This window comes from uncultured Azonexus sp., assembly GCF_937982035.1.
GTDB lineage: Bacteria > Pseudomonadota > Gammaproteobacteria > Burkholderiales > Rhodocyclaceae > Azonexus.
In genome coordinates, this window is record NZ_CALJNI010000017.1 from 155075 (window position 1) to 168775 (window position 13701).

A 13701-nucleotide genomic window follows, 5' to 3' on the forward strand; every position below is an offset into this window, starting at 1 on the left:
GCCCATGAGTCTTTTTTCGTTGATCGCCGTCTTCCTGATCGAGCAATTCAAGCCGCTGGACTATCGCCGCATCGTCGCCGAGCCGCTGGGCTTGTGGGCCGGCTTCGTCGAGTCGAAGTTCAATGCCGGCGGTCGCCACCATGGCCTGGCCGCCTGGTTGATCGCCGTCGCCCTGCCGGTGGTCCTGCTCGGTCTGCTCTATGTCCTGCTCTATTCGCTGAATCCCCTGCTCGGCTGGCTGCTCAACGTGGGCGTCCTCTATCTGACCATGGGTTTTCGCCAGTTCAGCCACCATTACACGGAGATCCAGCTGGCGCTGCGTCTCGGCGATCTGGAGCGGGCGCGTCAGTTGCTCGCCGATTGGCAGGGCATCGCCACCCAGGGGCTGAGTGCCCGCGATGTTTCCCGGCTGTCCATCGAGGGCGCGCTCGGCGCCTCGCATCGCCATGTCTTTGCCGTGCTGCTGTGGTTCGTTCTGCTACCCGGTCCCTGCGGTGCCTTGCTCTACCGACTGGCGCTGATCGTGAGGGACCGTTGGACAGCCGATGCCCCGACGGCGCATAATGAATTTCCGATATTCTCCCGGCAGGCTTTCGCGATCATCGACTGGCTGCCGTTGCGGACTACGGCCGCGGCATTCGCCGTCGTCGGCGATTTCGAGGATGCGGTGCATTGCTGGCGAACCCAGCCGGCGCTGTGGCCGGACCGCGATCTCGGTATCGTGCTGGCCAGCGGTGCGGGTGCCCTGGGCGTGCAGTTGGGTGGTTCGGTGATCGACGAAGGCGAGGTTTCCGACCGGGCCGAACTCGGGATCGGTGATCCGGCCGATGTGGATTTCATGCAAAGTGCCGTCGGCCTGGTCTGGCGCGCCACAGTGCTATGGATGTTGTTGCTCTTTTTGTTGGGGCTTGCCAGTCTGGCGGGCTGAAAATAATTTTTAAGAGGAGTTCTACATGAGCAGAGAAGTTGTCGTTCTGAGCGCGGTCCGTTCCCCCATCGGTTCCTTTGGCGGCTCCCTGGCTGACTTCGATACCAGCGAACTGGCCGGTATCGTGATGAAGGAAGCGATTGCCCGCTCCGGCGTCGATCCCCAGCAGATCAATTACGTCACGGTAGGCACCACGATGCCGACCGATTCCCGTTATGCCTACGCTTCGCGCGTTGCCTCGATCCAGGCCGGCCTGCCGATGGAGTCGGTGTCCATGCAGGTTTCCCGCCTGTGCGCCTCCGGCCTGCAGGGCATCGTCACCACCGCCCAGAACATCATGCTGAACGATGCCGACTACGGTATCGGCGGCGGTGTCGAAGTCATGTCCAAGGCCGCTTACCTGCTGCCGGCGCTGCGCTCCGGTGCGCGCATGGGCGACACCAAGGCGATCGACTCGATGGTTGCCGTCCTGACCGACCCGTTCGGCGTCGGCCACATGGGCATCACCGCCGAAAACCTGGCTGCCAAGCACGGCATCAGCCGCGAAGAGCAGGATGCCTTCGCCGTCGAATCGCAGCGCCGTGCCGCGGCCGCCCAGGATGCCGGCTACTTCCAGTCGCAGATCGTCCCCATCGTCAAGCAGACCAAGAAGGGTGAAGTGGTTTTCGATGCCGACGAATACATCAAGCGTGGCACCACGATGGAAACCCTGGCCAAGATGAAGCCGGCGTTCAAGAAGGACGGTACGGTCACCGCCGGTAATGCCTCCGGCATCAACGACGGCGCGGCCTTCTTCGTGCTGGCCGCTGCCGATGTCGCCGCCAAGGCCGGTTACAAGGCGCGGGCCCGCATCGCCGGTTACGCCGTTGCCGGCGTGCCGAACGACATCATGGGCGAAGGCCCGATCCCGGCGACCAAGCTGGCGCTCAAGAAGGCCGGCCTGACGCTGGACCAGATGGACGTCATCGAATCGAACGAAGCCTTCGCCGCGCAAGCCCTGTCGGTGTCCAAGGTGCTCGGCCTCGACCCGGCCAAGACCAACCCGAACGGCGGCGCCATCGCCCTCGGTCACCCGGTCGGCTGTTCCGGTGCCTTCATCGCCACCAAGGCGCTGTACGAACTGGAACGCGTCGCCGGCAAGTACGCACTGGTCACCATGTGTATCGGCGGTGGTCAGGGCATCGCAGTGATCCTTGAGCGCGCCTGATTCTTTGCGTTCTTCGCCAAAAAACCGCCGGAGCAATCCGGCGGTTTTTTTATTGGTGCGCACCATGTTGTTTCTTCGCACCAGTATGGGGCGTGCATATTCCCGGGGATTTCCTAATCCGCTGTTTCAATGGGGTTTTAAGTCGTGGCACGGTTTCTGCTGAATTGAAAACGAGAGCATCCTCATAAAAGAGTCGGACATGAACTTCTATAACGAGATGTACGACGCCGACGGTGGCGTCCGGGAGCACTACAAACGCTACGAAGCGTGGTTGAAGGAAACGCCGCCCGAGCGCATCGAGCGCAAGCGTGCCGAAGCCGATCTGGCTTTCCACCGCGTCGGCATCACCTTTGCCGTCTATGGCGAGGAAGCCGGCAAGGAGCGCCTGATTCCCTTCGATATCATTCCGCGCGTCATTCCATCGAAGGAATGGAAGGCGATGGAACGCGGGATGCGCCAGCGGGTCAAGGCGCTGAACATGTTCCTGTGGGACATCTACCACGACCAGGAAATCCTCAAGGCGGGCAAGGTCCCGGCCGAGCAGGTGCTGGACAACGCCCAGTATCGCGCGGTGATGAAGGGTGTCGACGTGCCGGCCGGCATCTATGCCCATATCGCCGGGGTCGACCTGGTCCGCGCCGGCGCCGGCGAGTTCTACGTGCTCGAAGACAACCTGCGCGTGCCGTCAGGTGTGTCGTACATGCTCGAAGACCGCAAGATGATGATGCGCCTGTTCCCGGAACTGTTTGCCCGGCACAAGGTGGCGCCGGTCCAGCATTACCCGGACATGCTGCTGGAAAAGCTGCGCGCTGTCGCGCCGCAGGGCATCGCCGATCCGACCGTAGTCGTGCTGACGCCGGGCGCCTACAACAGCGCTTATTTCGAACACAGCTTCCTGGCTCAGCAGATGGGCGTCGAACTGGTCGAGGGCCGCGATCTCTTCGTCAAGGACGACACGGTGTACATGCGTACGACGCAGGGGCCGCAGCGCGTCGACGTGATCTATCGCCGGATCGACGACGACTTCCTCGATCCGCTGGCTTTCCGCGCCGATTCGGCGCTCGGCGTGCCCGGCATTCTCAAGGCCTACCAGGCCGGCAACGTCACCCTGTCGAACGCCATCGGCACCGGCGTCGCCGACGACAAGTCGATCTACCCCTACGTGCCGGACATGATCCGTTTCTACCTCGGTGAGGAGCCGATCCTCAACAACGTGCCGACCTACATGTGCCGCAAGAAGGACGATCTGGCCTACGTGCTCGATCACCTCGGCGAACTGGTGGTCAAGGAAGTGCACGGCGCCGGCGGTTACGGCATGCTGGTCGGTCCGGCCTCGACCAAGGAACAGATCGAGAAATTCCGCCAGTTGCTGCTGGCCAAGCCGGACGGTTACATCGCCCAGCCGACGCTGGCCTTGTCCAACTGCCCGACCTTCGTCGAGGAAGGCATTGCGCCGCGTCACCTCGATCTGCGGCCCTTCGTGCTGTCGTCGGGCAAGTGCGTGAACATGGTGCCCGGCGGGCTGACCCGGGTCGCCCTGACCAAGGGCTCGCTCGTCGTCAATTCGTCGCAGGGCGGCGGTACCAAGGATACCTGGGTTCTGGAGGATTAATCATGCTGAGCCGAACTGCCGATCACCTGTTCTGGATGTCGCGCTACATCGAGCGCGCCGAAAACCTTGCCCGCCTGCTCGACGTCACCTGGCAGATGTCGCTGGTGCCCCAATCCGAAGAAGCCGCCAACCAGAGCTGGGCCGCGATCATCGCGTTGAACAGCCTGGAGGAGGCCTACGCCGCCAAGTACGACACAGTCAATGGCGAGAACGTGCTGCGTTTCATGGTCAGCGACCACGACAATTTTTCCTCGATCTACAGCTGCCTGCGCATGGCCCGCGAGAACGCGCATGCGGTGCGCGGCACCCTGACCACCGAGATGTGGGAAACGATGAACTCGACCTGGCTGGAAGCCCGCGAAAAGAGCTTCGAGCAGATCGTCAATGCCGGCGTCGGCGATTTCTTCGAGTGGGTCAAGCTGCGTTCCTCGCTGTCACGCGGGACCACGCTGGGCACGCTGCTGCAGGACGAGGCCTTCCACTTCATCCGCCTGGGCACGCTGCTTGAACGCGCCGACAACACGGCACGCATCCTCGACGTGAAATACCACGTCCTGCGTCCGCACGGCGAGGAAGAGGAAGCCACCGATTTCTACCAGTGGGGCGCCTTGCTCCGCTCGGTGTCGGCCTTCGAGGTCTATCGCAAGGTGTACCGCGACGTGATCACGCCGGAGCGGGTCGCCGAGCTGCTGATCCTCAACAGCGACATGCCGCGTTCGCTGCGCTTCTGCCTGAACGGCGTGGTCAAGAATCTCGAGCTGCTGTCGAACAACCACTCCGGCGAAACCCTGCGTCAGGCCGGTCAGCTCTACTCGCAGCTGCGTTACGGCCGGATCGAGGACATCCTCAAGGACGGCCTGCACGAGTGGCTGACCGACTTCATGGACCGCATCTACCTGATCGGCAACGGCATCAGCAAGGACTTCCTGGTGCCGATGGACGAAGCGGCCTAGGCGCTTTCCAGCGAGACGGGCGCGCTACCGGCCACCGGGTCCAGGGTTTCGAGCATGCGGGCGGCCTTGTTCGCCTGTTCGACCAGGCGGCGCAGGGCGCTGAAGCCGCTCATCAATTCGTCCATCTGCTCGATCGGGATGCTGCCGGCAGCGCCCGCTTCGAGCAGCCTGGCCTTGAGTGCGTGGTAAGCCAGTTCGAAACCGCCCAGTTGCTCGGCGTCGGGCAGGGTCTGACCGGCCAGCAGGGGATCGACGCGTTCGAGCAGTCCGACGGCCTGAGCGGCCAGGCTGCGGCTTTCATCGACCAGTTCGTGAACGGTGATCAGCGGCAGCGTCGAGTGAATCCGTCCGAGTTCGGCACACAGTTCGTGGCAGGTATCGTAGTAGCGGTGCACGCGCAGCAGCGTCGCCAGGTTGTGCGCCGTATCCTGCGACATCGGATGCCGATTGACCTCGGCGACGAAGTCGAGGATCGCCCGCGACAGCGGTGGGAAGGGATTGACCCGGGGCCAGGCGGCGGGGCCGGCACCATCCGGCGTGCTGCGCAGGCGGGCCATGTCGAGGACGATGTTGCCCAGCCGCGATACTTCGCGGTGCAGGGCGTCGACCGCCAGCGACGGAACCGAGCCGACGTTGCGGTCGATGTAGTGCGGCCGGCCGATTTCTTCTTCCTGAGTGCGGAAGCGACCCTCCAGGAAGCGCGCCAGGCGGGCGGTCAGCGGCCACATCAGGATCACCCCGAGCAGGTTGAAGACGGTATGGAAGAGCGCCAGGCTGACGGCGGGCTGGGCACCGAGTTCGAGCCAGTCGCGCAGCATGCCGATCAGCGAGAGCAGCGCCGGCAACATGAGCAGGGCGACGATGCCGGTCAGCAAATTGAACATGACGTGGGCAGCGGCCGCCCGGCGGGCGTTCGGTGTGGCGCCGATCGCGGCGAGCAGGGCGGTGGCGGTGGTGCCGATGTTGGCGCCGATGACGGCGGCGGCCGCTTCATTCATCGGCAGGACACCGGCTTCGGCCAGCGTCAGCACGATTGCCAGGACAGCGGCGGAGGCCTGCATGACCACGGTCAGCAGTACCCCGGCCAGCACGAAGGCCAGGATCGACCAGATGCCGTGTCCCGAGAGCACGCTGAGATCGAGTCCGCTGCCGCCGGCGGCGAAGGCCTGCTGCAGGAAACCGATACCCAGGAACAGCACGCCGAAACCGCCGATGGCGTTGCCGATGGCGCCGCGCCGCGTTTCCTGGCCGGAAATGCGCAGCAGGATGCCGATGCCGATCAAGGGCAGGGCGGCTGCCTCGATTTTCAGCTTGAAGCCAATCACGGCGACCAGCCAGCCGGTGAAGGTGGTGCCGACATTGGCCCCGAAGAAGACCCACAACGACTGGCCGAGCGGCAGCAGGCCGGCGTTGACGAAACCGATGGCGGCGACGGTGATGGCCGTCGACGACTGCACCAGGGCGGTCGAAAAAATGCCGAACAGCAGGCCGCGCAGCCGGGTTGCCGTCCAGGTGTGCAACAGGCTGGCCAGCGAGGGGCCCAGCGCCAGCTTCAGCCCGTCGGTCATCATCGTCATCCCGAGCAGGAAGAGGCCGATGCCGCCGAGCATCGCAGGCAGGTTGATTCCGTCCATAACGCACCATACTGTTTGGGTGTGCACAGCGTGGCGCCAGACGCCCGCGCCGTCAAGCATTGCGCCGATGTTAGAATCCGGCGCCTGATGCCGAGCGAAGCGATGTGCCATGCAATTTGACGTGATCATCATCGGTGCCGGTGCCGCCGGCATGATGTGTGCCGCCCAGGCCGGGGCCCGCGGGCGGCGCGTCCTGCTGGTCGACCATGCTGAAAAGCTCGGCGAGCGCATCCGCATCTCCGGCGGTGGCCGCTGCAATTTCACCAACCGCAGCGTCAGCGCCGACAACTACCTGTCGCAGAATCCGCATTTCTGCCGCTCGGCGCTGGCCCGTTTCACCCAGCACGATTTCATCGCGATGCTGGACAAGCGCCGCATCGCCTACCACGAGCGCGAACACGGCCAGTTGTTCTGCAACGACTCGGCCGAAGAGATCATCGCCATGCTGCGTGATGCCTGCGCGGATGCCGGCGTGCGCTGGGCGATGCCGTGCGCGGTGCAGGGCGTCGAACGCCTGAGCAATGACGCGGCGTTGCCGTGGCGGGTGCTCACCGATCAAGGGGCCTTCCGCAGCCAGTCGCTGGTCGTTGCCACCGGCGGCCTGGCGATTCCGAAAATCGGCGCTTCGCCTTTCGGCTATCAACTGGCCGAACAGTTCGCCATTCCCGTGGTGCCGCCGCGACCGGCGCTGGTGCCGCTGGCGCTGGCGCCGGAACTGCTCGAACCGCTGAAGCCGATGGCCGGCGCCACCCTCGATGCCAGTGCCAGTTTTGCCACGGCGGCCTTCCGCGAAAACGTGCTGATCACCCACCGCGGCCTGTCCGGCCCGGCCATCCTGCAGATTTCCAGCTACTGGCAGATGCAGGAGTACGGCAGCGGCAAGAAACGGCCGCTGGAAATCGACCTGCTGCCCGGCATCGACGCTGGCGACTGGCTGGAAGGACAGCGCCAGGGTCGGGTGCATCTGCCCAATCTGCTCGCCGAACGCCTGCCCCGGCGCTTTGCCCACGAGTGGTGTGCGCTGGTCGGTGGCGACAAGGCGGTCAATCGGCCAATCGGCGAACTCGGCCGGCGCGACCTCGAACATATCGCCAGACAGCTCAATGCCTGGTCGCTGATGCCGGCGGGCACGCTGGGTTTCGCCAAGGCCGAAGTCACGCTCGGCGGCGTGTCGACCGCGGCATTGTCGTCAAAAACCATGGCGGCGCGTGAGGTGCCCGGCCTTTACTTCATCGGCGAAGTGGTCGACGTCACCGGTTGGCTGGGTGGCTACAACTTCCAGTGGGCCTGGTCGTCGGGCTGGGTGGCCGGGCAGTTCGCCTGATCAGGCTTGCGTCATTGCCCGGGCCACGGCTTCCGCCACCTTGATGCCATCGACGCCGGCCGACAGGATGCCGCCGGCGTAGCCGGCGCCTTCGCCGGCCGGGTAGAGGCCGCGGGTGTTGATGCTCTGGAAGTTGTCGCCGCGCTTGATACGGATCGGTGACGAGGTGCGCGTCTCGACGCCGGTGAGCACCGCGTCGGCCATGGCGAAGCCGTGGATCTGTCGGTCGAAGGCGGGGATGGCTTCGCGCAGCGCGTCGATGACGAAGGCCGGTGCGCAAGTGCTCAGGTCGGTCATGTGCACACCGGGCTGGTAGGACGGATCGACCTGACCGAGGACGGTCGACGGCCGTCCGGCGAGAAAATCGCCGACGCGCTGGGCCGGTGCGTCGTAGTTGCTGCCGCCGGCGAGGAATGCCTGGCTTTCCCAATGACGCTGGAAATCGACGCCGGCCAGCGGATTCTGGCGGTAGTCGCCGGGAAAGTCTTCCGGCTCGACATTGACCACCAGCGCCGAATTGGCGTTGCGCTCGGCGCGCGAGTACTGGCTCATGCCGTTGGTGACGACGCGTCCCGGTTCCGAGGTGGCGGCGACCACCTGGCCGCCCGGGCACATGCAGAAACTGTAGGCGGCGCGGCCGTTGGCGCAATGATGAACGAGCTTGTAGTCGGCGGCGCCGAGCAACTCGTTGCCGGCGTTGGGGCCGAAGCGGGCCTTGTCGATCAGCGTCTGCGGGTGTTCGATGCGGAAACCGATGGCGAAGGGCTTGGCTTCGACATAGACGCCGCTGTCGTGGATCATCTGGAAGGTATCGCGAGCGCTGTGGCCGATGGCCAGCACCACATGGCGGCTGGCGATACGCTCGCCGCCGGCGAGTTCGACGCCTTCGACCTGGCCGTTGGCGATCTGCAGGCGCTCGACGCGGGCGCCGAAGCGAATTTCGCCGCCCAGTTCGCGGATCGTCGCGCGCATGTTCTCGACCATCTTGACCAGCCGGAAGGTGCCGATGTGCGGCTTGCTCACGTACATGATCTCTTCAGGCGCGCCGGCCTTGACGAACTCGGCCATGACCTTGCGCCCGAGGAAGTTCGGGTCCTTGATCTGGCTGTACAGCTTGCCGTCGGAGAAGGTGCCAGCGCCGCCTTCGCCGAACTGGACGTTCGATTCCGGGTCGAGCACGTGCTTGCGCCACAGGCCCCAGGTGTCCTTGGTCCGCTCGCGCACGGCCTTGCCGCGTTCGAGGATGATCGGCCGGAAACCCATCTGCGCCAACAGCAGCCCGGCCATCAGGCCACAGGGGCCCATGCCGATGACCACCGGGCGCTCGTTCAGGCCTTCGGGGGCGCGGGCGACGAAGTGGTAGTCCATGTCCGGCGTCGGCACGACGTGGCGGTCGTCCTTCAGGCGGGCGGCGACGCGGGCCTCATCGCGCAGTTCGACGTCGATCTGGTAGAGCAGGACGATGGCCGATTTCTTGCGCGCATCGTGGCTGCGCTTGAATACCGTGTAGCCGATCAGTTCGTCGTCGGCGATGCCGAGCCGGGCGCACAGCGCCGGGCGCAGGGCTTCCGGCGGATGATCGAGCGGCAGCTTGAGTTCGGTCAGACGCAACATGCCGGGTCAGCGCGCCTTGAACGGGTTGTGACAGCTCTTGCAGCTATCGTAAACCGTTTTGTAGGCCGCTTCGATACGCGGCAATTCCTTGCTTTTGGCGGCGGCGAGCAGATCGTCGGTGACGGCGACGAAACGCTGACGTTCCTCCTCGAAGCGCGCCGGTTCTTCCCAGACACGCGGGGTTGCCTTGGTCGGCGGATAGTTGGTGTCCGGTCCGAAGTGTGTCCAGGGTAGGTCGCGTTTCTCGACCAGCACCGTGGCCATGCGCAGGAAGCGGTCTTCCTCGTAGCGCTTTTCGCGCAGCATCAGGCCCATCGGCTCGAACACCCGCAGCATTTCCTTGAACGCATCCTGGCGGGTTTTCACCGGCTGGCCGGGGCGGGTGTCCTCGACTTCGCCGCAGGCGGGCAGGAGCAGGGCCGGGATCAGGGCAAGGAGTGCGGTTCTGGCGATCTTGTGCATGGATATCAAGCGGTGGATGAAGCAGAGGCCGGATTATAACCGGCGCCACATGCATCCACCGTCTCACCAGGCGCGCGCACCCCGCATGTAGCTGCGCGTCTCGGCGGTACGCTGCACCGCTTCGACCGGCTTCGTTTCGGGTGCGGCAATGACTTCGGTGTCTCGGGCGACCGGCAGCAGCAGGTCGCGCAGGCGCAGGACCATGATCAGCAAATCCTCGTCGTCGGCCGCATCTTCAATTTCGCTGAGGCGCTGGCGGGCGTAGGCGGGTTCGCGGGTCAGTCGTTCCAGGTCAACGGTTTCGCCCAGGCTGCGCTTCACCTGCAATTTGAAGCGGGCCAGCAACTGTGCGGTTTCCATTTGCTTGTCCATTGGCCGATTTCTCCTTTTTCTGGGTGAATCTCCCCGTTGGGGTCGGGTGCCGGAAATTAGCGAAAATCGTGCCGGATGTTGCGCTGCAATATAGTGTTTTCCAATCAATGCTTTAGGCATTTCCCCTTGGCGGGTGTGGCTCTGCCGGTGTTTGCCGATGGTGCGGCCTGCCCGGTGATGGTGCGCTACAACATGCCGCGTTCGCGAATGAAGGCGATGATGGTTTCCAGCCCTTCGCCGGTTTTCAGGTTGGAAAAGACGAAGGGGCGCTGGCCGCGCTGCGCCTTGGCGTCGGTCGCCATGACCTCGAGCGAGGCGCCGACCATGGGCGCGAGGTCGATCTTGTTGATCACCAGCAGGTCGGATTTGGTGATGCCGGGGCCGCCCTTGCGTGGGATCTTCTCGCCGGCGGCGACGTCGATCACGTAGATGGTGAGGTCGGAGAGTTCGGGCGAGAAGGTTGCCGCCAGATTGTCGCCGCCGGATTCGACGAGGATCAGCTCGACGCCGGGAAAGGCACGTTGCAGGCGGTCGACGGCTTCGAGGTTGATCGAGGCGTCCTCGCGGATGGCGGTGTGCGGGCAGCCGCCGGTCTCGACGCCGATGATGCGCTCGGGCGCCAGCGCCGAGTGATTGACCAGGAACTTGGCGTCCTCGGCGGTGTAGATGTCGTTGGTGACCACGGCCATGTCGATCTTGTCGCGCAGGGCCTGGCACAGCGCCAGGGTCAGGGCGGTCTTGCCGGAACCGACGGGGCCGCCGATGCCGACGCGCAGGGCTTGTTTGCTCATGTTTTTCCTAGGATCTGAAGAGACGGGAGTATTGGGTTTCGTGGCGGGCGCAGGCGATGGCGAAGGCCGGGGTGAAATTCGACCATTCGCCTTCCGGCAGTTTCAGGGCAAGGGCGGCAATTTCGGGCAGGCGCCCGCCGAGTTCGGCGAGCAGCCGCTGGCCGCTGGCCTGGCCGAGCGGTACCGCCTTCAGTGCGGCCATTACCTGGTTTTCGGCCCAGGCCCAGAGGTAGGCCGTCAGCGCCGCTTCACGGTCGATTCGCCAGGTCGCGGCGATGCCGGCCCAGCCGGTCGGGAAGGCGATCTCGCCGAGTCCGGCCAGCGTCGTTTCGACATCGGCCAGCGCCGGGTCGCGCAGGTCGCGCACCAGCCGGTGCAGCGAAAAGCCCATCTGGGCCGTTTCCGCGCGCAGTTCGGCGGATTCGCGGCTGGCCAGGAATTCGGCGTTGAGGCGGGCGATTTCGGCGCTATCTGCCGCGGTCCACGCGCGCATCAGCGCAACAACCAGCGGCGCTTCGTAGCGGCCGATGCCGTGTGCGAGCAGATCGGCGATCCAGCGGCCGGCGCTCGTTTCGTCACGAATGACGCCGGATTCGACCGCCCATTCCAGGCCCTGCGAATAGGTGTAGGCGCCGACCGGCAGCGCCGGGCTGGCGAGCTGGAGCAGGCGGGCGAGTTGCAGCGAAGGGGTCAACGCGGTTTGAACTCGTGGATTTTCGGCACCGAGCGGTGCGGGCCGTGGCCGGGGTTGTGCAGATCGGCATGGTCGGGCTCGTCACCGTGGTGATGATGGCCGCCGTGCGCCCCATAGGCGCCGGATTCCGGCTGGAACGGCGCTTCCGTCTCGCTGATGATGCAGCCCAGGCCGCGTGCCATGTCGGCGAGCACGTGGTCGGTCTGGAAGCGCAGCTTGCCGCCGTTTTCGGTGGGCAGGATCTGCACCGGGACGTGTCGGTTGCCGAGATGGTAGGCGGCGCGGGCGAAGAGCAGCGGGCTGTCGGCGACGGCCTCGATCAGTTTTTCCGGCGCGGCGAGGATTTCGACGACGCTAGAGCAGTCTTCAGCAATCAGCTTGTCGCCGCCGTGCAGGTGGTCGCCGCGTTCGAGGAAAATGCCGGCCTCGCTGCCGGAAGCCAGCGTCACCTTGAGGCGGCTGCGTTTGCGTTCGTCGTAGGCGAGCGCCACCGAGTCGGTGGCGGGGGCGGTCGTGCGTTTATTCAGGATCAACATGGTCAGAACAGGAAATAGCGTTGGGCCAGCGGCAGTTCGGTCGCCGGTTCGCAGACGAGATGCACGCCGTCGGCCTTGACCACGTAGGTTTCGGGATCGACGGTGATTTCCGGTGTGGCGCCGTTGTGCACCATGTCGGATTTTTGCACGTCACGGCACCCGGAGACGGCGATCAGCGGTTTCTCCAGCTTCAGCGCGGCGACCGCCGGGTTGTTCAGCGCCGCCTGCGAGACGAAGGTCACCGAAGTCTTCAGCGCCTTGCCGAAGCTGCCGAACATCGGCCGGTAATGGACCGGCTGTGGCGTCGGAATCGAGGCGTTGGGGTCGCCCATGGCGGCGGCGGCGATCATGCCGCCCTTCAGGATCAGGCTGGGTTTGACGCCGAAAAAGGCCGGCTTCCACAGCACCAGGTCGGCCAGTTTGCCGACTTCGATCGAGCCGACGGTGTGGGCGATGCCATGCGTCAGCGCCGGGTTGATCGTGTATTTGGCGATGTAGCGCTTGACGCGGAAGTTGTCGTGGCGCGCGTTGTCTTCCGGCAGCGTGCCGCGCTGGACCTTCATCTTGTGCGCCGCCTGCCAGGTGCGGATGATGACTTCGCCGACGCGGCCCATGGCCTGCGAGTCGGACGACATCATCGAGAAGACGCCGAGGTCGTGCAGAATGTCTTCGGCGGCGATGGTCTCGCGGCGGATGCGCGATTCGGCGAAGGCTACGTCCTCGGCGATGCTCGGGTCGAGGTGGTGGCAGACCATCAGCATGTCGAGATGCTCGTCGATGGTGTTGACCGTGTACGGCATGGTCGGATTGGTCGAGCTGGGCAGAACATTGGGCAGCCCGGCCGCCTTGATGATGTCCGGCGCGTGGCCGCCGCCGGCGCCTTCGGTGTGGAAGGTGTGGATGGTGCGGCCCTTGAAGGCATCGATGGTCGCTTCGACGAAGCCCGATTCGTTGAGCGTGTCGGTGTGGATGGCGACCTGGATGTCCATCTCGTCGGCCACTGACAGGCAGCAGTCGATGGCGGCCGGCGTCGTGCCCCAGTCCTCATGCAGCTTCAAGCCGATGACGCCGGCTTCGACCTGCTCGCGCAGCGCGGCCGGCAGGCTGGCGTTGCCTTTGCCGAGAAAGCCCAAGTTCATCGGGAAGGCCTCGGCGGCCTCCAGCATGCGGTGGATGTGCCAGGGGCCGGGCGTGCAGGTGGTGGCGTAGGTGCCGGTTGCCGGCCCGGTGCCGCCGCCGATCATGGTGGTGACGCCGGAATTCAGTGCTTCGTCGATCTGCTGCGGGCAGATGAAATGGATGTGGCTGTCGATGCCGCCGGCGGTGACGATCATGCCTTCGCCGGCGATGACTTCGGTGCCGGGGCCGATGACGATGGTCACACCGGGCTGGATGTCCGGGTTGCCGGCCTTGCCGATGGCGGCGATGCGGCCATCCTTCAGGCCGATGTCGGCCTTGATGATGCCGGTGATGGCATCGACGATCAGCGCGTTGGTGATGACGGTATCGACGGTCTCGGCGGAAACGCGCTGGCTCTGCCCCATGCCGTCGCGGATGACCTTGCCGCCGCCGAA

The 13701-nt window shown here is 65.0% G+C and carries 13 protein-coding genes; 5 read left to right on the forward strand and 8 right to left on the reverse strand.

Annotated elements, in window-relative coordinates; translation table 11 throughout:
• The first annotated feature begins 4 nt into the window (after positions 1–4).
• The 4 genes from Q0799_RS12785 (at position 5) to Q0799_RS12800 (ending at position 4700) form a co-directional block, all read left to right on the forward strand.
• Positions 5–928 (forward strand): CobD/CbiB family protein, encoded by a 924-nt coding sequence (locus Q0799_RS12785; RefSeq protein WP_298398924.1) that lies wholly within the window; start codon positions 5–7, stop codon positions 926–928.
• Positions 929–953: 25 nt separating this feature from the next.
• On the forward strand, positions 954–2135 hold the full coding sequence (locus Q0799_RS12790; protein WP_298398926.1) for an acetyl-CoA C-acyltransferase family protein: 1182 nt from the start codon (positions 954–956) through the stop codon (positions 2133–2135).
• Positions 2136–2334: 199 nt separating this feature from the next.
• Positions 2335–3747 carry a circularly permuted type 2 ATP-grasp protein gene (locus Q0799_RS12795; protein WP_298398930.1) on the forward strand — a complete coding sequence of 471 codons (1413 nt, stop codon included), beginning with the start codon at positions 2335–2337 and terminating at the stop codon, positions 3745–3747.
• Between the two features lie 2 nt (positions 3748–3749).
• Positions 3750–4700: an alpha-E domain-containing protein gene (locus Q0799_RS12800; RefSeq protein WP_028996026.1), complete on the forward strand. Its 951-nt coding sequence runs from the start codon at positions 3750–3752 to the stop codon at positions 4698–4700.
• Here the strand turns inward: Q0799_RS12800 and Q0799_RS12805 are convergent.
• Positions 4697–6334 (reverse strand): Na/Pi symporter, encoded by a 1638-nt coding sequence (locus Q0799_RS12805; protein WP_298398933.1) that lies wholly within the window; start codon positions 6332–6334, stop codon positions 4697–4699. The genes Q0799_RS12800 and Q0799_RS12805 overlap by 4 nt on opposite strands.
• 109 nt (positions 6335–6443) lie before the next feature.
• Here Q0799_RS12805 and Q0799_RS12810 point away from each other — a divergent pair, with 109 nt between their 5' ends.
• Positions 6444–7658, forward strand: a complete 1215-nt coding sequence (locus Q0799_RS12810; protein WP_298398934.1) for an NAD(P)/FAD-dependent oxidoreductase — start codon at positions 6444–6446, stop codon at positions 7656–7658.
• Here Q0799_RS12810 and Q0799_RS12815 read toward each other — a convergent pair whose 3' ends face one another.
• The 7 genes from Q0799_RS12815 to ureC form a co-directional block, all read right to left on the reverse strand.
• Entirely contained in the window at positions 7659–9272 is a 1614-nt protein-coding gene (locus Q0799_RS12815) for an NAD(P)/FAD-dependent oxidoreductase (protein WP_298398936.1), read from the reverse strand. It abuts the gene before it with no gap.
• A gap of 6 nt (positions 9273–9278) precedes the next feature.
• Positions 9279–9734, reverse strand: a complete 456-nt coding sequence (locus tag Q0799_RS12820) for a cytochrome c (protein ID WP_298398937.1) — start codon at positions 9732–9734, stop codon at positions 9279–9281.
• A 63-nt stretch (positions 9735–9797) separates the two neighbouring features.
• Positions 9798–10106, reverse strand: a complete 309-nt coding sequence (locus Q0799_RS12825; protein ID WP_298398938.1) for a hypothetical protein — start codon at positions 10104–10106, stop codon at positions 9798–9800.
• A gap of 185 nt (positions 10107–10291) precedes the next feature.
• Entirely contained in the window at positions 10292–10897 is a 606-nt protein-coding gene (gene ureG / locus Q0799_RS12830) for an urease accessory protein UreG (RefSeq protein WP_298398940.1), read from the reverse strand.
• Between the two features lie 7 nt (positions 10898–10904).
• Positions 10905–11591 carry an urease accessory protein UreF gene (locus tag Q0799_RS12835; protein WP_298398942.1) on the reverse strand — a complete coding sequence of 229 codons (687 nt, stop codon included), beginning with the start codon at positions 11589–11591 and terminating at the stop codon, positions 10905–10907.
• Positions 11588–12127 carry an urease accessory protein UreE gene (gene ureE / locus Q0799_RS12840; RefSeq protein ID WP_298398944.1) on the reverse strand — a complete coding sequence of 180 codons (540 nt, stop codon included), beginning with the start codon at positions 12125–12127 and terminating at the stop codon, positions 11588–11590. The genes Q0799_RS12835 and ureE overlap by 4 nt, the downstream gene beginning before the upstream one ends.
• A 2-nt stretch (positions 12128–12129) precedes the next feature.
• On the reverse strand, positions 12130–13701 hold a 1572-nt coding region (ureC, locus tag Q0799_RS12845), incomplete at its 5' end, for an urease subunit alpha (protein ID WP_298398957.1).

What these genes read in the sequence shown, in the direction of transcription:
- Q0799_RS12785 (WP_298398924.1), top strand. Translation starts at nt 5, where the DNA reads ATGAGTCTTTTTTCGTTGATCGCCGTCTTCCTGATCGAGCAATTCAAG.
- Q0799_RS12790 (WP_298398926.1), top strand. Translation starts at nt 954, where the DNA reads ATGAGCAGAGAAGTTGTCGTTCTGAGCGCGGTCCGTTCCCCCATCGGT.
- Q0799_RS12795 (WP_298398930.1), top strand. Translation starts at nt 2,335, where the DNA reads ATGAACTTCTATAACGAGATGTACGACGCCGACGGTGGCGTCCGGGAG.
- Q0799_RS12800 (WP_028996026.1), top strand. Translation starts at nt 3,750, where the DNA reads ATGCTGAGCCGAACTGCCGATCACCTGTTCTGGATGTCGCGCTACATC.
- Q0799_RS12805 (WP_298398933.1), bottom strand. Translation starts at nt 6,334, where the DNA reads ATGGACGGAATCAACCTGCCTGCGATGCTCGGCGGCATCGGCCTCTTC.
- Q0799_RS12810 (WP_298398934.1), top strand. Translation starts at nt 6,444, where the DNA reads ATGCAATTTGACGTGATCATCATCGGTGCCGGTGCCGCCGGCATGATG.
- Q0799_RS12815 (WP_298398936.1), bottom strand. Translation starts at nt 9,272, where the DNA reads ATGTTGCGTCTGACCGAACTCAAGCTGCCGCTCGATCATCCGCCGGAA.
- Q0799_RS12820 (WP_298398937.1), bottom strand. Translation starts at nt 9,734, where the DNA reads ATGCACAAGATCGCCAGAACCGCACTCCTTGCCCTGATCCCGGCCCTG.
- Q0799_RS12825 (WP_298398938.1), bottom strand. Translation starts at nt 10,106, where the DNA reads ATGGACAAGCAAATGGAAACCGCACAGTTGCTGGCCCGCTTCAAATTG.
- ureG (WP_298398940.1), bottom strand. Translation starts at nt 10,897, where the DNA reads ATGAGCAAACAAGCCCTGCGCGTCGGCATCGGCGGCCCCGTCGGTTCC.
- ureE (WP_298398944.1), bottom strand. Translation starts at nt 12,127, where the DNA reads ATGTTGATCCTGAATAAACGCACGACCGCCCCCGCCACCGACTCGGTG.